Source organism: Ramlibacter sp. P4_H7 (assembly GCF_056400765.1).
In genome coordinates this window covers 38,257-60,306 of record NZ_JBFUKP010000015.1, presented here as the reverse complement: position 1 = coordinate 60,306, position 22,050 = coordinate 38,257, and the positions used below count along the sequence as shown (strand labels likewise).

Below are 22,050 nucleotides of genomic sequence, written 5' to 3'. Positions count from 1 at the left end.
GGACCTCAGGGCAGCGGGACGGCCTCCAGCATCGCACGCACCTGTTCCACCGGGCCGCGCCCGGCATCGCCCACCGGGATCATCCGGTGCGCGACCGTCTGCGGAAAGATGGCCTGCACGTCGTCCGGTGCCACGTAGTCCCGGCCGGACAGCAAAGCCTGGGCCTTGGCGGCGCGGATCACCGCGATGCCGGCGCGAGGCGACAGGCCCTGCAGGAACCAGCGCCCCGTGCGGGTCGCCGCCACGAGGTCCTGCACATAGTCCATCAGGGGGTCGGCGGCGTGGATGGCCAGCACCTGCTCCTGCAGCTGCTGCAGCTCGATGGACGACAGCGTGTTGGCCAGTCGTTGCACCATGTCGCGGCGGTCGGCTCCGGCCAGCAGCGCGCGTTCGGCGGCGCGGTCCGGATAGCCCAGCGAGATGCGCATCAGGAAGCGGTCCAGCTGCGACTCCGGCAGGGCGAAGGTGCCCAGCTGGTCATGCGGGTTCTGGGTGGCGATCACGAAGAACGGGGAGGGCAGGGCGCGGGTCTCGCCTTCCACCGTGACCTGCTTTTCCTCCATCGCCTCCAGCAGCGCGCTCTGCGTCTTCGGGCTGGCGCGGTTGATCTCGTCGGCCAGCAGCACCTGCGCGAAGATCGGGCCGGGGTGGAAGATGAAGCTTTCCCGCCCGCGGTCGTACACGGACACCCCGGAGAGATCGCTGGGCATCAGGTCCGCCGTGAACTGCACGCGCGAGAAGTGAAGCCCGAAAGCCCGGGCCAGCGCGTGCGCCAGCGTCGTCTTCCCCACTCCCGGAACGTCCTCGATCAGCAGGTGGCCGCCTGCCAGCAGGCAGGCCACGCAGTCCCTCACCTGGGCGGGCTTGCCGACAATCACCGTGTTAAGCTGATCCAGGAGCGTTTTGAGTTTTTTTCGTGCTTCCATGAAGCACGACCTTATCCGAAATTTGGAACAGGTCCGCGACGAGCCATGCACAAGACCGGCTATTTCACACACCCGGATTGCAGGAGACACGACATGGGTCGTGGGCACCCGGAGTGCCCCGAGCGACTCGATGCCATCGAGGACCGCATGCTGGCCTCCCGCCTGCTCGACGCGGTGGAGCGGCGCGAGGCGCCCCTCGCCAGTACCGAGATCCTCGAACTCGCGCACGATCGCATGCACGTGGCCGCCATGCGCGGACTGGCCGAGGAACTGCGCGAGCAGGAAGCCGCCGGCGGCATGGACCACCTGCACATCGATCCCGACACGTCCATGAACCGGTACACCTGGAACGCGGTGCTGCGCGGTGCGGGCGCGGCGATCGCCGCGACCGACGCGGTGATCGGGGGCGAACTGGAGAACGCGTTCTGCGCGGTGCGCCCGCCCGGCCACCACGCGACGCGCAGCCGCGCGATGGGCTTCTGCATCATGAACAACGTCGCGGTGGCGGCGCGCTACGCGCTCGATCGGCACGGCCTCAAGCGCGTGGCGGTCGTGGACTTCGACGTGCACCACGGCAACGGCACGGAGGACATCCTGTCCGGCGACGAGCGCGTGCTGATGGTGGGGATCTTCCAGCACCCTTTCTATCCCTACAGCGGCTTTGAATCGCATGCGGACAACATGGTCAACGTCCCGGTGCCCGCGTACACGCGCGGGCCGGCGATCCGGGAGCTGATCCAGAAGCACTGGCTGCCGCGACTGGAGGCGTTCCAGCCGGAGATGATCTTCGTCAGTGCCGGCTTCGACGCGCACCGCGAAGATGACCTCGGCCAGCTGGGGCTGGTGGAGGCCGACTACGCCTGGATCACGCAGCAGATCAAGGACGTCGCCCGCAAGTACGGCAAGGGCCGCATCGTCTCCTGCCTGGAGGGCGGGTACAACCTCGACGCGCTCGGTCGCAGTGTCGAGGCGCACGTGCGCACGCTGGCCGACGTCTGAAGCCGAGCGAGGAGCAAGGAATGGACGACGCGTTGGTGCAGGCGCGCGATGCGCGGGGCGTGGTCACGCTCACGATGAACCGCCCGGGGAGCTTCAATGCGCTGGGCGAGGAAATGCTGCAGGCCCTGCAGGGGGCGCTGGACCGCATCGCCCGCGATGACGCCGTGCGGGTGGTGATCCTCACCGCGACCGGCAAGGCCTTCTGCGCCGGTCACAACCTCAAGGAAATGATCGCGCAGCCGGACCTGACCTATTACCAGGCGCTGTTCGCACAGTGCAGCCGCATGATGCTGGCGATCCAGCAGCTGCCGGTTCCGGTGATCGCTCGGGTGCAGGGCATCGCGACCGCCGCGGGCTGCCAGCTGGTCGCTCAGTGCGACCTCGCCGTGGCGTCGACCGATGCGCGCTTCGCGGTCAGCGGCGTCAACTACGGCCTGTTCTGCTCCACTCCCAGCGTGCCGCTGCTGCGCAACGTGCCGGCCAAGCAGGCGATGGAAATGCTCGTGACCGGCGACTTCATCTCGGCCCAGGAAGCGCAGGAGCGAGGGCTCGTCAACCATGCCGTCGCGCCGGACCGGGTCGACGCGGAAATCGATCGGCTGGTGGCCAGCATCCTGGCGAAGCCGCGCGTGGCCCTCGCGATGGGCAAGGAACTGTTCTACCGCCAGCGTGAAATGGGCATCGCGGCCGCGTACCAGCTGGCCGCGCAGGTGATGGCCGCCAACATGATGGACGGCTGCGCGCAGGAGGGCGTCACCGCCTTCACCGAGAAGCGCAAGCCGAAGTGGACGCCCGGCGCTGAATGATCGACATCGACCAGCTGATCTCCGAACTCAGCCAGCGCGGAACGCCGTGGGAGGGCACGACCCTCATTGCCTGCCTGGTCGCCGCGTACGGGATCTGCTGGCTGACCGGCCGCCGGCAACCGCCCGACTCCGTGCTGTTCGGCCGCCACCTGTTCGATGGCGTGTTGTTTCCGCTGCTGGCCCTGGCCTTCACCTACACCGCCCGCGTGGCCCTCGGCCAACTGCACCGGGTGCCGCTGCTGCGCCTGGCGGTGCCGGTGCTGGTGTCGCTGGCGGTGATCCGCCTCGTGGCCCGCGTGCTGCCGCTGGTGTTCCCGCGTTTCGGCTGGGCGCGGGTGGTGGAACGCGTGTTCTCCTGGCTCGCCTGGATCGCGGCCGTGCTGTGGATGCTCGGGCTGCTGCCGGCCGTGATGGCGGAGATGGAGTCCATCGAATTCGCCTTCGGCAAGTCCAGGGTGAGCCTGCTGTCCATCGTCCAGGGCGTGCTGTCGTCCGGGCTGGTGATGGTGCTCGTCCTCTGGGTGTCGGCCGCATTGGAGCGCAAGCTGCTGTACGCCGCGGTGGCCGACGACCTCTCCTTGCGCAAGGTGGCCGCCAATACCATCCGCGCCGTCCTGCTGCTGCTCGGCTTCCTGTTCGCGCTGTCCGCGGCGGGAGTGGACCTCACCGCGCTGTCGGTGCTGGGCGGCGCCATCGGCGTCGGCCTCGGCTTCGGCCTGCAGAAGCTGGCGGCCAATTACGTGAGCGGCTTCGTCATCCTGGCGGAGCGCAGCCTGCGCATCGGCGACACCGTCCGCGTGGACAACTTCGAAGGCGTGGTGGCGGACATCAAGACGCGCTACACGCTGATCCGCTCGCTGTCCGGCACCGAGTCCGTGGTGCCCAACGAGAAGCTGATCACCGAGCGCATCGAGAACCTGTCGCTCGCCGATCCGCGCGTGCTGCTGACCACCGACGTGTCGGTGGCCTATGACAGCGACGTCGAGCTGGTGCAGAAGGTGCTGCTGGAGGCCGCCATCGGTGCGACGCGCGTCGTGCCCGAGCCGGCGCCCGTGGTGCGGCTGGCGCGGCTGGGCGCCGACGGGCTGGAGTTCTCCGTGCTGTTCTGGATCGCCGATCCGCAGAACGGCCAGCTGGCCGTGCGGTCGGACGTGAACCTGCGCATTCTCAAGGGGCTGCGCGCAGCGGGCATAGAGATCCCGTTCCCGCAGCGCGTCGTGCACCTCACTTCATCAGCGACGGAAGCCAGAGGCTGAGCTGCGGGAAGGCGATCAGCACGCCGAGCATCAGCACCATCACCGCCACGAAAGGCCAGCAGCCGCGGAAGATGTTGCCCAGCCCGACGCCGGGCAGCAGCGCATTGAGCACGAACAGGTTCATGCCCACGGGCGGCGAGATCAGGCCGATCTGCACGATCATCACGATCAGCACGCCGAACCAGACCGGGTCGAAGCCCAGCGAGGTCACGATGGGAAAGAACAGAGGGATGGTGAGCAGCACCATCGTCAGCTCCTCCATCACCGTGCCCAGCACCACGTAGATCGCCATCATCGCGACGACGACCATGGTGGGCGACAGGCCCAGGTGGGTGATCCACTGCTTCAGGTCGCCCGGCAGGGTGGTGAAGTTCACGAAGTTGGCGAACAGCGTGGCGGCGATCAGCAGCGTGAACAGCATCGCCGTGGTGCGCGCCGATTCGACCAGGACGTCGTACAGGTCGCGCCAGCTGAGCCTCCCGCGCAGCAGCGCGAACAGGAAGGCGCCGGCCGCGCCGAAGCCCGCACCCTCCGTGGCCGTGAAGAAGCCGCCGTAGATGCCGCCCAGCACCAGGACCACCAGCACGAGCACGCCCCAGATGCCGCGCAAGGCGCGCCAGCGTTCGGGCCAGGAGCTCCGCTCGCCGGCCGGGGCGTGCTTGGGATCGCGCGAGGTGACGATGACGATCGCACCCATCAGCATCGCCGCGGTGAGCAGCCCGGGGATGACACCGGCGGCGAACAGCTTGCCGATGTTGGTCTCGGTGATGATCCCGTAGATCACCATGATGGTAGATGGCGGGATCATGATGCCGAGCGTGCCGCCCGCGGCCATGACCCCCGTGGAGAGCGAGTCGCTGTAGCCCAGCTTGCGCATCGACGGATAGGCCACCTTGCTCATGGTGGCGGCGGTCGCGATGGAGGATCCGCAGATGGCGCCGAAGCCCGCGCAGGCCGCCACGGTCGCATGCGCGAGCCCGCCGCGCAGGTGGCCGATGAAGGCGTAGGCGGCCTGGAACAGCTCGTGCGCGAGGCCCGCGCGCGCGACGAAGTTGCCCATCAGGATGAACAGCGGGATCACCGACAGCGTGTAGGCGAAGCCGGTCTCGTACACCACTTGCGCGGCGCTCGCCATGGCCGGTTGCCAGCCGCGCGTGAGCCCGATCCCCGCGAAGCCGACGAGGCCCATCGCGAATGCCAGGGGCACCCGCATGAGCGCCAGGATGAAGATGGCGGCGAAGCCGATCAGCGCCGCGGTCACAGCGCGACTCCTTCGCCTTCGGCGCGGTCCACCGGCGGCGCGCCCAGCAGGGCCAGGTGCACCACGCCGGTGATGCCGCACAGCAGGCCCATGCCATAGATGAAGGGCGCCTTGGGGATCTGCAGCTGCGCGGTGGTTTCACCGTTCTGGGCGAACTGGAGGCCGGTGCGCCACATCAACCAGGCCAGCGCCAGCAGCACGGCGGCGCACAGCAGGTGCACCACCACGCCCTGCGCGCGCCGCACCCAGGCCGGCAGGTAGGGATCGAGCGAGTCGAATTCCACGTGCTCGCCGCGACGCGACACCAGCGGCAGGGCCCCGAAGATGACGACGACCATCAGCAGCTCCGTGAGCTCCAGCGAGCCAGGAATGGAGTTGGAGACGAGCTTGCGCCCGATGACGTCGAAGAAGGTCAGGGCCATGATCGCGAAGAGCGCGATCCCCGACAGCAGCCCGCACAGCAGGTCCAGCAGCTTGTTCAATCTCTTGGTCCGGTTTTCTGGAAGGGTGCGCAAAAAGGCGGCACCCGGAGACCTCCCCGGCTGCCGCCTTCGTAGCAGGGCTGTGGGCTTACTTGGAAGCCTTCGCGATCTCGGAGCGGAATTCCGCCAGCACCTTGGCCGCGTCCTTGAGGCCCTTGGCTTCCGCTTCCTTCACCCACTTCTGCTCGAGCGCGGAGGTCTTGGACTTCACGTCGGCCACGAACTTCGCGTCCGCCTTGGTGATCTGCACGTTGTTGGCCTGCATGAGCGCGTAGGCGCGCAGGTCCACCTTGTCCCAGTTGCGGCCCATGATGCGCGCCGCCACCTCGCCGGACGCATCGTCGACTGCCTTCTTGTCGGCGGCGCTGAGCTTGCCGTACGTGCCGGGATTCATCATGAAGACGAAGCTGGTGTTGTACAGGCCGCCGGGGAAGGTGGTGGCGTACTTGATCACCTTGTCGATCTTGAAGGACTCGATGGATTCCGCCGGGAACAGCGTGCCGTCCATCACGCCGCCCGAGAGCAGCTCGTACGAATCCGGCGCCGGCTTGAGCGTCACGTTCATGCCCAGCGTCTTGGAGATCTCGTTGACCATGCCGCCGCCCACGCGCCACTTGAGGCCCTGCAGGTCTTCCAGCTTGGTGACCGGCCGCTTGGTGTTGAACACGATGCCCGGCCCGTGCGTGAAGAAGGCCAGCACGTGCACGCCCTGGTGCTCCTGCGCGAACTCGGGATGCTTCATCGCCACGCGGTTGAAGGCCACCGACAGGGGCTCGGCCGAATCGCCCAGGAAGGAGAACTCGGCCATCTGCGTCAACACGAACCGGCCGGGCGTGTAGCCATGGACGGTGAAGGAAACGTCCGCGAGGCCGTTCTTCACCGCGTCGTAGGTGCCGGGCGGGTTGGCCACCGCGCGGGGCAGCACGTTGCACTTGACCCGGCCGGCGGAGTTCTTCTCGACCAGGTCGCACCACTCCTTCTGCGCGACGCTCAGCGCGTGCGTGGGCGGCACCCAGCTGGAGGCGGTCAGCACTGTCTGGGCGCCGGCCGTGCCGGCAACGCAGAAGGCGGCCATGGCCGAGAGGGAAAGCAGGCTGCGTTTCATCCAACGAACTCCAGTGTCTGAAAGTGCGTTGGACTGTAATTCGCGGCCCGCGCCGCGCCGGTCCTGACTTACCCGCATCGCAGGTCGCGCGGCGCGGTAGCCGTCGCGAGCTGGGGGGCTTTCCGGGACGGGGCGCGTAGCGGGCCTATAATCGCAAAAAAGAACGGTCGTTCTTTTTCTGTCGCGCCATGCGGTGGCACGATGCAATCCGCGGCCGCCGCTCCCTGGCGGCATAGAATTCCAGTTTACGTCAACGTCAATTCTCGGAAGAGATCTCTAGGAGTGCCCAGCATGAAGGTCCTGGTCCCGGTCAAGCGGGTGGTGGACTACAACGTGAAGGTCCGCGTGAAGTCGGACAACACGGGTGTGGACATCGCGAACGTCAAGATGAGCATGAACCCGTTCGACGAGATCGCGGTCGAAGAGGCGGTGCGCCTGAAGGAAAAGGGCGTCGCCACCGAGGTGATCGCCGTCTCCTGCGGCGTGCAGCAGTGCCAGGAGACCCTGCGCACCGCGATGGCGATCGGCGCCGACCGCGCGATCCTGGTGCAAACCGACGAGGAACTGCAGCCGCTGGCCGTGGCCAAGCTGCTCAAGGCCCTGGTCGACAAGGAGCAGCCCGGCCTGATCATCCTGGGCAAGCAGGCGATCGACGACGACTGCAACCAGACCGGCCAGATGCTGGCGGCGCTGGCCGACCTGCCACAGGCCACCTTCGCCTCCAAGGTCGAAGTGGTCGACGGAAAAGCCAGGGTCACGCGCGAAGTCGACGGCGGCCTGGAGACCCTGTCGATCTCGATTCCCGCGGTGATCACCACCGACTTGCGCCTGAACGAGCCGCGCTACGTGACGCTGCCCAACATCATGAAGGCCAAGAAGAAGCAGCTGGACATCGTCAAGCCCGAGGACCTGGGCGTGGACGTCAAGCCGCGCCTGAAGACCCTGAAGGTCACGGAGCCGCCCAAGCGCGGCGCCGGTGTGAAGGTGCCCGACGTGGCCACCCTCGTTGCGAAACTCAAGAATGAAGCCAAGGTGATCTGATGGCCGCCCTCGTCATTGCCGAACACGACAACAAGTCGATCAAGCCCTCCACCCTGAACACCGTCACCGCGGCCATCGCCTGCGGCGGCGAAGTGCACGTGCTGGTCGCCGGCGCCAATGCAGCCGAGGCCGCCAAGGCCGCCAGCCAGATCGCCGGCGTGGCCAAGGTGATCCACGCCGATGGCGCCCAGCTCGAACACGGTCTCGCCGAGAACGTCGCCGCGCAGGTGCTGGCCATCGCCGGCAACTACAGCCACGTCCTGTTCCCGGCCACCGCCGGCGGCAAGAACGTCGCCCCGCGCGTGGCCGCCAAGCTGGACGTCGCGCAGATCTCCGACATCACCAAGGTCGACAGCCCCGACACCTTCGAGCGTCCGATCTACGCCGGCAACGCGATTGCCATCGTGCAAAGCGCCGACAAGATCAAGGTGATCACGGTGCGCACCACCGGCTTCGACCCGGCTGCGGCCACCGGCGGCAGCGCCGCGGTGGAAAGCGTGGGCGCCGCCGCCGACAGCGGCAAGAGCAGCTTCCTGGGCCAGGAGATCGCGCAGAACGACCGTCCCGAGCTCACCGCCGCCAAGATCATCGTCTCCGGTGGCCGGGCCATGGGCTCCAACGAGAAGTTCCACGAGGTGCTGGAGCCTCTGGCCGACAAGCTGGGTGCCGCCATCGGCGCCAGCCGCGCGGCGGTCGACGCGGGCTACGCGCCCAACGACCTGCAGGTCGGCCAGACCGGCAAGATCGTGGCGCCGCAGCTGTACATCGCCTGCGGCATCTCGGGTGCGATCCAGCACCTGGCCGGCATGAAGGACTCCAAGGTGATCGTGGCGATCAACAAGGATCCGGAAGCGCCGATCTTCAGCGTGGCCGATTACGGCCTCGAGGCGGACCTGTTCCAGGCCGTGCCGGAGCTGGTGAAGGCCCTGTAAGGGCGCGCGACGGCGCCGGTCCCAACCCCTCCGCGGGAGGGGGAGGGGGGCGCCGCATTTCACGGAGGATCTCGCCATGAGCTACACCGCCCCCCTCAAGGACATGCTGTTCGACATCGAGCACCTCGCCGGTCTCGAACAGATCGCCCAACTGCCCGGCTTCGAGGAAGCCGGCCTCGAAACGGCCCAGGCCGTGCTCGAGGAATGCGCCCGCTTCAACGAAGGCGTGGTCGCCCCGCTGAACGCCGAAGGCGACAGGAATCCTTCGAGCTGGAAGGACGGCAAGGTCACCACCACCGCGGGCTTCGTGCAGGCGTACAAGCAGTACGCCGAGGGCGGCTGGCAGGGCCTGCAGCATCCGTCGGATTTCGGCGGCCAGGGCCTGCCCAAGGCGATCGGTGCGGCCTGCATCGAGATGCTCAACTCCGCCAACCTGAGCTTCGCGCTGTGCCCGCTGCTCACCGACGGCGCCATCGAGGCGCTGCTGACCGCGGGTTCGGACGGCCTGAAGGCGGTGTACCTGGAGAAGCTGGTGAGCGGCGAATGGACCGGCACCATGAACCTCACCGAGCCGCAGGCCGGCAGCGATCTCGCCATGGTGCGCAGCCGCGCCGAGCCGCAGCCCGACGGCACCTACAAGGTGTTCGGCACCAAGATCTTCATCACCTACGGCGAGCACGACATGGCGGACAACATCGTCCACCTGGTGCTGGCCCGCATCCCCGGCGCGCCGGAAGGCGTCAAGGGCATCAGCCTGTTCGTCGTGCCCAAGTTCATGGTGAACCAGGACGGCTCCCTCGGCGCGCGCAACGACGTGCACTGCGTGAGCATCGAGCACAAGCTGGGCATCAAGGCCTCGCCGACCGCGGTGCTGCAGTACGGCGACCATGGTGGTGCCACCGGCTTCATCGTCGGCGAGGAGAACCGCGGCCTCGAGTACATGTTCATCATGATGAACGCGGCGCGCTACGCCGTGGGCATGCAGGGCATCGCGGTGGCGGAGCGTGCGTACCAGAAGGCCGTGGCCTACGCCCGGGACCGCGTGCAGTCGCGTCCGGTCGATGGCTCGGTCGGCGGACCCGCCGCGATCATCCACCACCCCGACGTGCGCCGCATGCTGATGACGATGCGCGCCTACACCGAGGGCTGCCGCGCGATGGCCAGCGTGGCGGCTGCCGCGTACGACGCCGCGCACCACCATCCGGATGCCGCCGCGCGCAAGCAGAACCAGGCTTTCTACGAATTCCTGGTGCCGCTGGTGAAGGGCTACAGCACGGAGATGAGCCTCGAAGTGACATCGCTGGGCGTGCAGGTGCACGGCGGCATGGGCTTCATCGAGGAGACCGGCGCGGCCCAGTACTACCGCGACGCCAAGATCCTGACCATCTACGAAGGCACGACCGCGATCCAGGCCAATGACCTGGTGGGCCGCAAGACGGCCCGCGACGGCGGCCAGACGGCCCAGGCCATCGCGGCGCAGATCGAGAAGACCGAGGGCGAGCTGGCGAAACGCGACAGCGTGGCCGCCCGCGCCGTCGCCAGGCGGCTGGCCGCCGCGCGCCAGGCCTTCCTCGACGTGGTGGCCTTCGTCGCCCAGCAGTCCAAAGGCTCGCCGAACGCCGTGTTCGCCGGCTCGGTGCCTTACCTGATGCTGGCGGGCAACCTGGTCGCGGGCTGGCAGCTGGCCCGCTCGCTGCTGGTGGCCGAGGACCTGTTGCAAAAGGGACAGGACGCGGACTTCATGCGCGCGAAGATCGTCACCGCACGCTTCTACGCCGACCACATACTGGCCAAGGCACCCGGCGTGCGCGACAGCATCGTCGAAGGCGCGGACAGCGTCACGGCGCTGCCGCTGGAAGCCTTCTGATCCCCTAGGAGCCCCGATGTCGAAACTGCCCCCCGTCCTGCGCAACCTGTCGCTGCCCGTGATCGCGTCGCCGATGTTCATCATCAGCACGCCCAGGCTGGTGATCGAGCAGTGCAAGGCGGGCGTGGTGGGTTCGATGCCGGCGCTCAACGCGCGGCCGGCGTCGCAGCTGGACGAATGGCTGCACGAGATCGAGGAAACGCTGGCGGCCTACAACCGCGCGAACCCGGACCGGCCCGCTGCGCCGTATGCGATCAACCAGATCGTGCACAAGAGCAACGACCGGCTCGAACACGACATGGAAGCCGTCGTCAAGCGCAAGGTGCCGATCATCATCACCTCGCTGGGCGCGCGCGTGGACGTCAACGAAGCGATCCACTCGTATGGCGGCGTGGTGCTGCACGACATCATCAACAACACCTTCGCGCGCAAGGCGATCGAGAAGGGCGCCGACGGCCTGATCGCCGTGGCGGCCGGCGCCGGCGGCCACGCGGGCGTGAAGAGCCCGTTCGCGCTGGTGCAGGAAATCCGCGAGTGGTTCGACGGCCCGATCGCGCTGTCCGGCGCCATCGCCAACGGCGGCGCCGTGCTGGCGGCGCAGGCCCTGGGCGCGGACTTCGCGTACATCGGGTCGGCCTTCATCGCCACCCACGAGGCGCGGGCCCCCGAAGGCTACAAGCAGGCCATCGTGGAAGGCAGCTCGGACGACATCGTGTACTCCAGCCTGTTCACCGGCGTGCACGGCAACTACCTCAAGGCCAGCATCCGCGCGGCGGGGCTGGACCCCGACAAGCTGCCGGAAAGCGACCCGAGCAAGATGAGTTTCGGCGGCGGCGAGGGCAGCAAGAAGGCGTGGAAGGACATCTGGGGTTCGGGCCAGGGCATCGGTGCGGTGAAGGAGGTCACGCACGTGGCGGACTTCGTCGCGAACCTGAAACGCGAGTACGCGCAGGCGCGGGAGCGCCTGGGCATGCCTTCGCTCGCCACGGCTTGATCCGTAGGCTGGGGTGAGCGCGCAGGCGAACCCCAGCGCTTCGCGCTTCGCTGGGGTTCGCCTGCGCGCTCACCGCCAGCCTACGACCCCGGCCCGTACGAGAGCGCCGAGGCCTTGCCCCAGAACACGCGGTACATGAACACCGTGTAGACGATGATCGCGGGCAGCGTGACCGCCACCCCCGCGAAGATCACCACCAGCGACTCGTGCGCGCTCGCCGCCTGCCACACCGTCAGCCGGTCGATGACGATGTACGGGTAGATGCTGTACGCCAGTCCCAGGAAGGACAGCACGAAGATCAGCACCGTGCTGGCGAACACCACCCAGCCGTAGCCCGCCTGCACCACGTTCTCGCGCCCCGTCACATGCCAGGCCGCGAAGAACGCGGCGGCGCACGCCACCGGGATCGGCAGCAGCCCCAGGAACTGCGGCATCGCGAACCACTTGTCGAACACGTTGGGGCTCACCAGCGGCGTCGCCAGCGAGATGCCGACCAGGGCCGCGCCCATCGGCCACAGCACCAGCCGCGCCCAGCGCACGGCGCGGGCCTGCAGTTCGCCGTCGGTCTTCATGATCAGCCAGCCCGCACCCAGCATCGCGTAGGCCGTGGGCAGGGTCACGGCGATCAGCAGGCTGAACAGCGTCGGCCACAGGCCATGGTCGAAGGCGGTGAGGTAGCGCCCCAGCATCCAGCCCTGGGCGGCGGCGGCCATCAGCGAGCCCAGCGCGAACAGGCGGTTCCACATGTCCTTGCGCGCGGCCCGCGCCTTCACCCGGAAGTCGAAGGACACGCCGCGCAGGATCAGCCCGATCAGCATCACCGCGACCGGCAGGTACAGCGCCGACAGCACCAGGCCGTGCGCGCGCGGAAATGCGATCAGCAGCACGCCGATGCCCAGCACCAGCCAGGTCTCGTTGGCGTCCCAGAACGGGCCGATGCTCGAGACCATCACGTCCTTCTGTTCGTCGCTGGCGAAGGGCAGCAGCAGGCCCACGCCGAGGTCGTAGCCGTCCAGCACCACGTAGGCCAGCAACGCGAGCCCCATCACGGCCATGAAGACGAGGGGCAGCAGGTTGTTCCAGTTCAGGTCCATCGCGCGCTCCTCAGGCGGGTCCGCCGACGGCCATGGCGGCCTTGGGACTTTGCGGTGTTTGAAGGGTGGGCATGGCCGGATGCTCCGACATGTACATCAGCACCCGCACGTAGGCGCCGAGCAGGAACACGTACACGGCGAGGTAGGAGAGCAGCGTCGCGAGCACCGTGCCCGGGGGGTGCTGCGCGACGAGCTCCGCCGTGCGCAACTGGCCGTAAACCAGGAAAGGTTGGCGGCCTACCTCGGTGACGATCCAGCCGGCGAGGGTCGCGACCCAGCCGGAGAAGGTCATCGCCGCGAGCAGGCGCAGCTGCCAGCGCGAAAAGGGCGAGTCCTCGGCCGACGCCGTGCGGCGTCGCCGCCAGAGCGTCCACGCGGACCACCAGGACACGCCCAGCATCAGCAGGCCCATGCCCACCATCACGCGGAAGCCCCAGAACACCGGCGCCACCGGCGGATGCGCGTTCGGGAACTGGTCCAGACCCTTGAGCTCCGCCTCGGCGTCGTGCGCGAGGATGAGGCTGGCGAGCTTGGGCACCTGCAACGCGAAGTCGGTGCGGCCTTCCTTTTCGTTGGGCCAGCCGAAGAGCGTCAGCGGCGCGCCTTTCTCCGTGTGCCAGATGGCTTCGACGGCCGCGATCTTGGCCGGCTGGTGCTCCAGCGTGTTGAGGCCGTGCATGTCGCCCGCGACGATCTGCAGGGGGATCGCGATGGCGGTGGCGACGACCGCGGTGCGCAGCGCGCGCGTGGTGCCCCCGTTCGCCGTGCCGCGCAGCAGCTGCCAGGCCGACAGCCCCGCGATCAGGAAGCCGGCGGTGAGTGTCGAGGCCAGCAGCTTGTGCGCGAGTCTGTAGGGGAACGAGGGGTTGAACACGATCGCGAGCCAGTCCTGCGCGTGGTAGCTGCCGTCGATCACGGTGAAGCCCGTGGGCGTCTGCATCCAGGAGTTGAGGCTCAGGATCCAGAAGGCCGACAGCGTGGTGCCCGCCGCGACCATCAGCGTGGCGATCATGTGCACGCGGTCGGACACGCGGCCGCGCCCGAACAGCATGATCCCGAGGAAGGTGGCCTCGAGGAAAAAGGCCGTCAGCACCTCGTAGCCCAGGAGCGGGCCGGCGATGTTGCCGACGCGTTCCATGTAGCCCGGCCAGTTGGTGCCGAACTGGAAGCTCATGGTGATGCCCGAGACCACGCCTATCGCGAAGCTGAGTGCGAACACCTTGGTCCACAGGTAGTAGGCCTCCTCCCAGTGGCGCGCCTCGCCCTGATCCTTCGCGGTGCTGTGGCGCACGCGGAAGTAGACGAGGAACCAGCACAACGCGATGTTGATGGTGGGGAAAAGGATGTGGAAGGCGATGTTGGCTGCGAACTGCAGGCGCGACAGCATCAGGGTGTCCATCGTTCACGTTTCCTTGTCGTTGCGGGACCTGCCGGTCACCCGGTCCTTGAGTTCCAGCACGCGCGTCACGGCCGCGCCCATTCCCATCAGCTGCAGGGCGGTCTCGGGCGCCAGCTTCTGCACGTCGTCGAACCAGGTCATGAGGCGGTCGATCAGCTCGTACATCTCGCGCATGCGCTGCTGCGCATGGCGCTCGGCATCGCTGCCGGGCTGCTCCAGCAGCGCCATGCGCAGCATCGACAGTGTCGGCTCGATTTCGCGCCGGCGGCGCTCTTCCGCAAGCACGCGGAAAATCTCCCAGACGTCCGGCGGCGCCTCGAAGTACTCGCGCCGGTCGCCGGGCTGGTGCCTCATCCGCACGAGCCGCCACGACTGCAACTCCTTCAGCCCCATGCTCACGTTCGAACGCGAGAACTCGAGCGTGTCGGCGATCTCGTCGGCGTTCAGCGGGCGCTGCGAGATGAAGAGCAGGGCGTAGATCTGGCCGACCGTGCGGTTGATGCCCCAGCGGCTGCCCATCTCGCCGAAGTGCGAGACGAACTGGCGGCCGAGGGGCGGGAGCTTCTCCTGCAAGGACATGGCTGGTCATTCTGTCGGGTCGTTCCGCAAGTTTCAGAAAGTTCTGAAATTTCAGACAAAGCGTCAGGGGCTCTCGCCATGTCGGTTTGCGCCATACTGTACGCATGAACAGTATCGATCGCAGCAGTTCCAACGTTCCCGAGGAGGTGCGCGTGCCGCTTTCGGCGCTCAAGGGACGGGGATCCGCGAGCTGGTTTCCGCATCGCTTCGAAAAGGATGCGCGCGAGTCCTTCGACGACGGCTGGGACCGCAGCGACGAAGAGGCCGCCGGCCTGCCGCGCACGCAAGTGATCTGGGAAAACGCCCGCAGCATCATCGCCAGCAACGACTCGCCGGACATCTTCTTCGACCAGTCGCTCAATCCCTACCGCGGGTGCGAGCACGGCTGCATCTATTGCTACGCGCGGCCGACGCACAGCTACCTGAACCTCTCGCCGGGACTGGACTTCGAGACCAAGATCATCGCCAAGCGCAACGCCGTGGAGCTGCTGCGCCACGAGCTGGGGCGCAAGTCCTACCGCCCCGCGTTGATCGCCATCGGCACGGCCACCGACTGCTACCAGCCGGTGGAGCGCGAACTGCGGCTGACGCGCAGCGTGATCGAGGTGCTGCAGGAAACGCAGCATCCCTTCGGCCTGGTGACGAAGTCGAGCGGCGTCGAGCGCGACCTCGACCTGATCGCGCCGATGGCGCAGCAGCGGCTGGCCGCGGTGTACGTGACCATCACCACGCTGGATCCGCAGCTCGCGCGCACGCTGGAGCCGCGCGCCGCGGCGCCGCACCGGCGCCTGCGCGTGCTGCGCACGCTGGCCGAGCACGGCATCCCGTGCGGCGTCAGCCTCGCGCCCCAGATTCCGTTCCTCAACGACGACATGGAGCAGGTGCTCGAAGCGGCCTGGGACGCCGGCGCGCGCGAGGCCTTCTACCATGTGATCCGCCTGCCCTGGGAGGTGGCGCCGCTGTTCCGCCAGTGGCTGGAGACGCACTACCCGCAACGCGCGCAACGCGTGATGCACCGCATCCAGGAGATGCGCGGCGGCAAGGACTACGACAGCGATTTCGCCACGCGCATGAAGGGCTCGGGCACCTGGGCGGAGCTGCTCAAGCAACGTTTCGAGAAGGCGGCCAGGCGGCTCGGCTTCAACGCCAAGACGCTGCCGTTCCGCACGGACCTGTTCCGGCCGCCCTCGGCCGGGGGCCAGGCCACGCTGTTCTAGCGGAGGGCGAGGGCGCCTTCGCGCCGGGCACTCAGTGGATCAGGAAGAGGCCGGCGCCGAACATCGCCGCGGCCAGCAGGCTGCCGGTGATGTTGGACTGGAGCTGGCGCGGACCCGGCACGCGGCGCACCTGGTGGTTCCACAACCAGACCACGGGCAGCACCGCCAGCAGGGCGACCAGGGCCAGCACGTCCCAGCGCATGAAGCTGGTCCAGGCCGGCAGCAGCACGCGCGAAGGCCCTTGCCAGAGGGTTTCCATCGGCAGCTGCTGGCTCCACAGGCCGGCGGCCACGAGCGCACCGGCGACGAACGAGAGCGTGAGGATGGGCTTGAGCGTGCGCCGCCACCCGAGCAGGCTGAAGAGCGTCCCGCTGGCGCCAGCAATCACCAGGAAGGATCCGAGGGCCGTGCGGGCGTCGACGCTGCCGCCGACCCAGCGCCAGATGGCGACGTTGCAGGCCACGCCCAGCCACAGGCTGCCCCACAGCACCAGCATGGCCGGATGCGTGGGCATGTGCGACTCGCCCGGCATCAGCAGGGTGGAGTAGCCGGTGGATCGGAACAGCCGGAGCGCCATGCGGTCATTGTCGCCGGGGCGCACCGGCTTGGCACTTTGCGGCCGCGCAGGCTGTGCACAGGAAGCGACACGGCGGTGCCGCTGCTTGCGAATCAGGCGCTGAAGAAGCCTTTCAGCTTGTGGCTTCGGCCAACAAGCCCTTCGGGCAATTGTTACCCTGCTCCCCTGCGCTTCGGCCTACGTGCTCACGCACTGAAGAAGCCTTTCAGCTTGTCAGCCCAGGACTCCTCGCCGGGCGAGTGCTTGGCACCGCCTTTCTTGAGCGATTCGTCCAGTTCCTTGAGCAGCTTGCGCTGGTGCTCGGTGAGCTTGACCGGCGTCTCCACGGCGATGTGGCAGTACAGGTCGCCCGCGACGCTGGAGCGCACGCCCTTGATGCCCTTGGCGCGCAGGCGGAACTGCTTGCCGGCCTGGGTGCCCTCGGGGATGTCGATGGCGGCCTTGCCGTCCAGCGTCGGCACGTCGATCTCGCCGCCGAGCGCCGCGCGGGCGATGCTCACCGGCACCACCACGTGCAGGTCGTCGCCGTCCCGCTCGAACAGCGTGTGCTTCTTCAGCCGGATCTCGATGAACAGGTCGCCCGGCGGCCCGCCGTTGGTTCCGGGTTCGCCGTTGCCGGCGCTGCGGATGCGCATGCCGTCGTCGATGCCCGGGGGGATGCGCACTTCCAGCGTCTTCTGCCGCTTGACCTTGCCCTGGCCGTGGCAGGTCTGGCACGGCTCGGGAATGATCTTGCCGGTGCCGCGGCAGTGCGGGCAGGTCTGCTGCACGCTGAAGAAGCCCTGGCGCATCTGGACCACGCCCGCGCCGTGGCAGGTCGTGCAGGTCTTGGCCTGGGTCCCGGGCTTGGCGCCGCTGCCGTGGCAGGTCTCGCATTCGTCCCAGGACGGAATGCGGATCTGGGCGTCCTTGCCCTTGGCCGCCTCTTCCAGCGTGATCTCCATCGCGTACGACAGGTCGCTGCCGCGATAGACCTGGCGGCCGCCGCGGCCGGCACCCCCGCGCTGCTGGCCGAAGATGTCGCCGAAGATGTCGCCGAACGCTTCCGCGAAGCCGCCGAAACCTTCCGCGCCGGGCCCGCCCGGGCCGCGCATGTTGGGGTCCACCCCGGCATGCCCGAACTGGTCGTAGGCGGCGCGCTTCTCGGTGTCCGAGAGCATCTCGTACGCTTCCTTGGCTTCCTTGAAGCGCGCTTCCGCGTCCTTGGCGCCGGCGTCCGCCCCCTGGTTGCGGTCAGGGTGGTGCTTCATCGCCAGCTTGCGATAAGCCTTCTTGATCTCGTCGTCCGAAGCGTTCTTCGGTACGCCCAGGATTTCGTAGTAGTCGCGTTTCGTGGCCATTGTTCGAGTGGTACTTCAACGAGAACGCCGCGTTGACCTCCGCCGAAGGCGTGAGCGTCGAACGCGGCGAGTTAAACCGGCGCTGAGCGTCCGCGTTTAACCCTTCTTCACTTCCTTGACTTCCGCGTCCACGACGTTGTCGTCGTTGGCCGGCTTGGACGATGCACCGGCGGCGGCCGCGGCGGCGTCCGCACCCGGGGCGCCCGCGCCACCGGCGGCCTGCTGCGCCTCGTACATCTTCTCGCCCAGCTTCTGGCTGGAGGTCATGAGCGCGTTGGTCTTGGCCTCGATCGCTTCCTTGTCCTCGGACTTGAGCACTTCCTCGAGTTCCTTGGCCGCGGCTTCGATCTTGTCCTTCTCGCCGGCATCGAGCTTGTCGCCGTACTCGGTGAGGCTCTTGCGCACGCTGTGCACCATGGCTTCGCCCTGGTTGCGGGCCTGGACCAGTTCCAGCTTCTTCTTGTCCTCGGCCGCGTTGACTTCGGCGTCCTTCACCATCTTCTCGATCTCGGCCTCGGACAGGCCGGAGTTCGCCTTGATGGTGATCTTGTTTTCCTTGCCGGTGCCCTTGTCCTTGGCGCCCACGTGCAGGATGCCGTTGGCGTCGATGTCGAAGCTCACCTCGATCTGGGGCAGGCCGCGCGGCGACGGCGGGATGCCTTCCAGGTTGAATTCGCCCAGCAGCTTGTTGCCGCTGGCGATGTCGCGCTCGCCCTGGAACACCTTGATGGTCACGGCCGGCTGGTTGTCGTCGGCCGTCGAGAAGGTCTGGGCGAACTTGGTCGGGATCGTGGTGTTCTTCTTGATCATCTTCGTCATCACGCCGCCCAGGGTCTCGATGCCCAGCGACAGCGGGGTGACGTCCAGCAGCAGCACGTCCTTGCGCTCGCCCGAGAGCACTTGGCCCTGGATGGCGGCGCCGACGGCCACGGCCTCGTCGGGGTTCACGTCCTTGCGTGGCTCCTTGCCGAAGAAGTCCTTCACCTTTTCCTGCACCTTGGGCATGCGCGTCATGCCGCCCACCAGGATCACGTCCTGGATGTCGTTCACGGACACGCCGGCGTCCTTGATCGCGACCTTGCAGGGCTCGATCGTGCGCTGGATCAGCTCATCGACCAGCGCTTCGAGCTTGGCGCGCGTGAGCTTGATGTTCAGGTGCTTGGGACCGGATGCATCGGCCGTCACGTACGGCAGGTTGATGTCGGTCTGCGTGCTGTTGGACAGTTCGATCTTGGCCTTCTCCGCGGCTTCCTTCAGGCGCTGCAGCGCGAGCACGTCCTTGGTCAGGTCGACGCCCTGTTCCTTCTTGAACTCGGTGACGATGTAATCGATGATGCGCTGGTCGAAGTCCTCGCCGCCCAGGAAGGTGTCGCCGTTGGTGGACAGCACTTCGAACTGCTTTTCGCCCTCGACGTCGGCGATCTCGATGATCGAGATGTCGAAGGTGCCGCCGCCCAGGTCATAGACGGCGATCTTGCGGTCGCCCTTGCCGTGCTTGTCCAGGCCGAAGGCCAGCGCCGCCGCGGTGGGCTCGTTGATGATGCGCTTGACGTCCAGGCCGGCGATCCGGCCCGCGTCCTTGGTGGCCTGGCGCTGGCTGTCGTTGAAGTACGCGGGCACCGTGATCACGGCTTCCGTCACTTCCTCGCCCAGGTAGTCCTCGGCCGTCTTCTTCATCTTGCGCAGCACTTCGGCGGACACCTGCGGGGGCGCCAGCTTCTTGCCGCGCTCTTCCACCCAGGCGTCGCCGTTGTCGGCGGCCACGATCTTGTAGGGCATCAGGTCGATGTCCTTCTGCACTTCCTTCTCGGTGAACTTGCGGCCGATCAGGCGCTTGACCGCGTAGAAGGTGTGCCGGGGGTTGGTCACGGCCTGGCGCTTGGCCGAGGCGCCCACGAGGATCTCGCCGTCCTCCTGGTAAGCGACGATCGAAGGCGTGGTGCGCGCGCCTTCGGAGTTCTCGATGACCTTGACGTTGTTGCCCTCCATGATGGCAACGCACGAGTTGGTCGTGCCCAGGTCGATGCCGATGATCTTTGCCATTTCTCTCTCCTAAATCTGTTCGCCCGCGGGGGCTGTGAACCAGTCTATGGGGTAGTTGTGGATAACTGTTACGGATTCAAGGCCGCGCTGGCGCGTTTCACTTGGGCGCCGCCACGGTGACGAGAGCAGGGCGCAGCACGCGTTCGGCCAGGGCGTAGCCCTTCTGCAGGACCGTCACGACGGTGTTGGCCTCCTGGTCGGCGGGGACCACGGAAATCGCCTGGTGCTGGTGGGGGTCGAACTTCGTGCCGGCCGCCGGATTGATCTCGACGACCTTGTTGCGCTCCAGGGCCGCCTTCAGCTGGCGCAGCGTCGCCTCGGCGCCGGCGCGGATCTGTTCGGTGGTCTGGTCCTGGTGGTTCAGCCCGGCCTCGAGGCTGTCGCACACGGGCAGCAGGCTCTCGGCGAAGCTGTCCAGGGCGAACTTGCGCGCCTTGGAGACTTCTTCCTCGGAGCGGCGGCGGATGTTCTGCATCTCGGCCTGCGCTCGCAAAAACTGGTCCACCAGCTCGGCATTCTTGGCGCTCAGGCTGGCGACCTGCGCCTGCCAGTCCTGGTCGGGTGAAGGGGCCGAGCCATTGGCTGCGGGATCCTGGGCGGGAGCCGTCTCTGGCGGCAATTCGCTTTCGGTGCGGACGTCGTTGGACATGGAAAATGCTTGGAGTGTTCTCTTTGACGCGGAGGAGCTTGGGGCGGCGAAGCCCTTTTCAAGCCAAAGGTCATCCTCCGGTCGGACAAAAAAGACTGCCTTGCGGCAGGTCAGCGGATCCCCCCGGCCCAGGCTTCGGCCCAGTGGTCGAGCGGCTTCAGTCGACGGACCAGTTCCAGCCCGGATGGCGTGAGCGCGTAGCCGCCTTCGCCGGCCTCGACCAGCTGGGCCTCCCGCAATTCCTTCAGCCGGTCGTTCAGGACCGAGGGCGACATGCCGCCGGCATTGTCCTGCAGCAGCCGAAAGCTCTGGCCGCGGCCATCGCGCAGCTCCCACAGCAACCGCAGCGTGCCGCGCCGACCCAGGAGGTCGAGCAAGGCCATCACCGGCCGGCCGCTGCGCGAGCCGCGGACGCTGCGGCCGGGCAGCGGGACCTTGGTCGTCATCGGCCCGCATTGTAGGCCGCGGGATGTGTCGCGGCCGCGACGGCCGCTTCGGAATCCGTAGCGCATCATCGGATCCGCTACGCATTCCGTAGCGGAAAGGCAGGCCATGGACGCCGCACCCCGCATTCCGCCGCTGTCACCCCCGTATGCGCCCGAGCTCCAGGCGCTGCTCGAGCGCATGACGCCACCGGGTGCGCCCGACCTCCTCGCCCTGTTCCGCGTGCTGGCCCACCATCCGCAGCTGGCCGAACGCATGACCGGCTGGGGCGGCTTCCTGCTGGGACGCCGCGCCGCACTGCCGTTGCGCGACCGCGAAATCGTGATCGCCCGCGTGTGCGCGCTGTGCGGCGCGCAGTACGAATGGGGCGTGCACGTGGCGGCGTTCTCGGAACAGGCGGGACTTTCTCCCGACCAGCACGCGGCGATCGCGAACCCGCACGACACGCTCGCCGCGCTGCCGCCGCGCGACCGCCTGCTGGTGCGCCTGTGCGACGCGCTGCAGGAGACGGCCACGGTGGACGATGCTTTGTGGAGCGAGCTTGCCGGCGAATGGAGCACTGCGCAGCTGATCGAGCTGCTGTTGCTCGCGGGCTGGTACCGGGCGATCAGCTACGTCTGCAACGCAGCGCGCGTGCCCCTGGAACCCTGGGCGGCGCGCTGGCCGGAACGCGTCAGCGCGTCTCCAGCAACTCCACGTCGAACTTGAGCGTCGCATTCGGCGGGATCACGCCGCCGGCGCCGCGGGCGCCGTAGCCGAGTTGCGGCGGGATGACCAGGGTGCGCTTGCCGCCCACCTTCATGCCGGCCACGCCTTCGTCCCAGCCGCGGATCACCATGCCGCCGCCGAGGGAGAACTCGAAGGGATCGTTGCGGTCGCGGCTCGAGTCGAACTTGGCGCCCTGCACGCCGTTGTTGTACAGCCAGCCGGTGTAGTGCACGCGCACGTCCTGGCCGGCTTTCGCCTCGGGGCCGCTGCCGATCAGTTCGTCTTCGTACTGGAGGCCGCTGGGGGTGGTGATCATCTTGTTCTTTCGTGA

At 67.6% G+C, this 22,050-nt stretch carries 22 protein-coding genes; 9 read left to right on the top strand and 13 right to left on the bottom strand.

All coding sequences use genetic code 11. The features are described 5' to 3' along the window. Positions 1-5: 5 nt before the first annotated feature. Positions 6-926 carry an AAA family ATPase gene (locus tag AC1DSA_RS19015; RefSeq protein WP_477892048.1) on the bottom strand — a complete coding sequence of 307 codons (921 nt, stop codon included), beginning with the start codon at positions 924-926 and terminating at the stop codon, positions 6-8. 45 nt (positions 927-971) lie between these two features. On the opposite strand from AC1DSA_RS19015, the gene AC1DSA_RS19010 reads away from it, so the two are divergent. The 3 genes from AC1DSA_RS19010 to AC1DSA_RS19000 are packed head-to-tail and all read left to right on the top strand — an operon-like array spanning position 972 to position 3,987. Continuing rightward, positions 972-1,925 (top strand): histone deacetylase family protein, encoded by a 954-nt coding sequence (locus AC1DSA_RS19010; RefSeq protein ID WP_477892046.1) that lies wholly within the window; start codon positions 972-974, stop codon positions 1,923-1,925. Positions 1,926-1,945: 20 nt separating this feature from the next. Beyond that, on the top strand, positions 1,946-2,731 hold the full coding sequence (locus AC1DSA_RS19005) for an enoyl-CoA hydratase (RefSeq protein WP_477892044.1): 786 nt from the start codon (positions 1,946-1,948) through the stop codon (positions 2,729-2,731). After that, a complete protein-coding gene (locus AC1DSA_RS19000) occupies positions 2,728-3,987 on the top strand; it encodes a mechanosensitive ion channel family protein (RefSeq protein ID WP_477892042.1) in 1,260 nt (419 codons plus the stop codon). Before AC1DSA_RS19005 ends, AC1DSA_RS19000 begins: the two co-directional genes overlap by 4 nt. On the opposite strand, the gene AC1DSA_RS18995 is transcribed toward AC1DSA_RS19000, so the two are convergent. The 3 genes from AC1DSA_RS18995 to AC1DSA_RS18985 all read right to left on the bottom strand — a co-directional run bounded on the left by AC1DSA_RS18995 (position 3,956) and on the right by AC1DSA_RS18985 (position 6,835). Further along, entirely contained in the window at positions 3,956-5,248 is a 1,293-nt protein-coding gene (locus AC1DSA_RS18995) for a TRAP transporter large permease (RefSeq protein ID WP_477892040.1), read from the bottom strand. The genes AC1DSA_RS19000 and AC1DSA_RS18995 overlap by 32 nt on opposite strands. Beyond that, positions 5,245-5,730 (bottom strand): TRAP transporter small permease, encoded by a 486-nt coding sequence (locus tag AC1DSA_RS18990; RefSeq protein WP_477892038.1) that lies wholly within the window; start codon positions 5,728-5,730, stop codon positions 5,245-5,247. Before AC1DSA_RS18990 ends, AC1DSA_RS18995 begins: the two co-directional genes overlap by 4 nt. An 88-nt stretch (positions 5,731-5,818) precedes the next feature. After that, positions 5,819-6,835, bottom strand: a complete 1,017-nt coding sequence (locus tag AC1DSA_RS18985) for a TRAP transporter substrate-binding protein (protein WP_477892036.1) — start codon at positions 6,833-6,835, stop codon at positions 5,819-5,821. 291 nt (positions 6,836-7,126) lie between these two features. Here AC1DSA_RS18985 and AC1DSA_RS18980 point away from each other — a divergent pair, with 291 nt between their 5' ends. The 4 genes from AC1DSA_RS18980 (at position 7,127) to AC1DSA_RS18965 (ending at position 11,669) form a co-directional block, all read left to right on the top strand. After that, entirely contained in the window at positions 7,127-7,876 is a 750-nt protein-coding gene (locus tag AC1DSA_RS18980) for an electron transfer flavoprotein subunit beta/FixA family protein (protein WP_477892034.1), read from the top strand. Then, the gene (locus tag AC1DSA_RS18975; protein WP_477892032.1) at positions 7,876-8,808 is read left to right on the top strand and encodes an electron transfer flavoprotein subunit alpha/FixB family protein; all 933 of its coding nucleotides are present in this window, start codon (positions 7,876-7,878) and stop codon (positions 8,806-8,808) included. The genes AC1DSA_RS18980 and AC1DSA_RS18975 overlap by 1 nt, the downstream gene beginning before the upstream one ends. 76 nt (positions 8,809-8,884) lie before the next feature. Further along, the gene (locus tag AC1DSA_RS18970; RefSeq protein ID WP_477892030.1) at positions 8,885-10,675 is read left to right on the top strand and encodes an acyl-CoA dehydrogenase; all 1,791 of its coding nucleotides are present in this window, start codon (positions 8,885-8,887) and stop codon (positions 10,673-10,675) included. A 16-nt stretch (positions 10,676-10,691) separates the two neighbouring features. Then, entirely contained in the window at positions 10,692-11,669 is a 978-nt protein-coding gene (locus tag AC1DSA_RS18965) for an NAD(P)H-dependent flavin oxidoreductase (protein WP_477892029.1), read from the top strand. An 80-nt stretch (positions 11,670-11,749) separates the two neighbouring features. Here the strand turns inward: AC1DSA_RS18965 and AC1DSA_RS18960 are convergent, their stop codons facing one another. From AC1DSA_RS18960 to AC1DSA_RS18950, 3 genes are read right to left on the bottom strand one after another with little or no spacing between them, the layout of a single operon-like run. After that, positions 11,750-12,763: a cytochrome d ubiquinol oxidase subunit II gene (locus AC1DSA_RS18960; RefSeq protein ID WP_477892027.1), complete on the bottom strand. Its 1,014-nt coding sequence runs from the start codon at positions 12,761-12,763 to the stop codon at positions 11,750-11,752. 10 nt (positions 12,764-12,773) lie between these two features. Further along, the gene (locus AC1DSA_RS18955; protein WP_477892025.1) at positions 12,774-14,162 is read right to left on the bottom strand and encodes a cytochrome ubiquinol oxidase subunit I; all 1,389 of its coding nucleotides are present in this window, start codon (positions 14,160-14,162) and stop codon (positions 12,774-12,776) included. 3 nt (positions 14,163-14,165) lie between these two features. After that, positions 14,166-14,741 carry a GbsR/MarR family transcriptional regulator gene (locus tag AC1DSA_RS18950; protein ID WP_477892023.1) on the bottom strand — a complete coding sequence of 192 codons (576 nt, stop codon included), beginning with the start codon at positions 14,739-14,741 and terminating at the stop codon, positions 14,166-14,168. Positions 14,742-14,845: 104 nt separating this feature from the next. On the opposite strand from AC1DSA_RS18950, the gene AC1DSA_RS18945 reads away from it, so the two are divergent. After that, positions 14,846-15,958: a PA0069 family radical SAM protein gene (locus AC1DSA_RS18945; RefSeq protein WP_477892021.1), complete on the top strand. Its 1,113-nt coding sequence runs from the start codon at positions 14,846-14,848 to the stop codon at positions 15,956-15,958. A gap of 31 nt (positions 15,959-15,989) precedes the next feature. On the opposite strand, the gene AC1DSA_RS18940 is transcribed toward AC1DSA_RS18945, so the two are convergent. The 5 genes from AC1DSA_RS18940 to AC1DSA_RS18920 all read right to left on the bottom strand — a co-directional run bounded on the left by AC1DSA_RS18940 (position 15,990) and on the right by AC1DSA_RS18920 (position 21,013). Then, on the bottom strand, positions 15,990-16,535 hold the full coding sequence (locus AC1DSA_RS18940; protein WP_477892019.1) for a hypothetical protein: 546 nt from the start codon (positions 16,533-16,535) through the stop codon (positions 15,990-15,992). A 185-nt stretch (positions 16,536-16,720) separates the two neighbouring features. After that, on the bottom strand, positions 16,721-17,875 hold the full coding sequence (dnaJ, locus tag AC1DSA_RS18935) for a molecular chaperone DnaJ (protein WP_477892017.1): 1,155 nt from the start codon (positions 17,873-17,875) through the stop codon (positions 16,721-16,723). A gap of 96 nt (positions 17,876-17,971) precedes the next feature. Further along, complete coding sequence (gene dnaK / locus AC1DSA_RS18930) at positions 17,972-19,918, bottom strand: molecular chaperone DnaK (RefSeq protein WP_477892015.1); 1,947 nt, start codon at positions 19,916-19,918, stop codon at positions 17,972-17,974. Between the two features lie 97 nt (positions 19,919-20,015). Then, positions 20,016-20,567, bottom strand: coding sequence for a nucleotide exchange factor GrpE (gene grpE, locus AC1DSA_RS18925; RefSeq protein ID WP_477892013.1), 552 nt, complete (start codon positions 20,565-20,567; stop codon positions 20,016-20,018). A 110-nt stretch (positions 20,568-20,677) separates the two neighbouring features. Further along, positions 20,678-21,013: a winged helix-turn-helix transcriptional regulator gene (locus AC1DSA_RS18920; protein WP_477892011.1), complete on the bottom strand. Its 336-nt coding sequence runs from the start codon at positions 21,011-21,013 to the stop codon at positions 20,678-20,680. A gap of 106 nt (positions 21,014-21,119) precedes the next feature. Between AC1DSA_RS18920 and AC1DSA_RS18915 the strand changes: the two genes are divergently transcribed. Then, positions 21,120-21,719 (top strand): carboxymuconolactone decarboxylase family protein, encoded by a 600-nt coding sequence (locus tag AC1DSA_RS18915; protein ID WP_477892009.1) that lies wholly within the window; start codon positions 21,120-21,122, stop codon positions 21,717-21,719. Here AC1DSA_RS18915 and AC1DSA_RS18910 read toward each other — a convergent pair. After that, entirely contained in the window at positions 21,685-22,035 is a 351-nt protein-coding gene (locus tag AC1DSA_RS18910; protein WP_477892007.1) for an FKBP-type peptidyl-prolyl cis-trans isomerase, read from the bottom strand. The genes AC1DSA_RS18915 and AC1DSA_RS18910 overlap by 35 nt on opposite strands. Positions 22,036-22,050 lie beyond the last annotated feature (15 nt).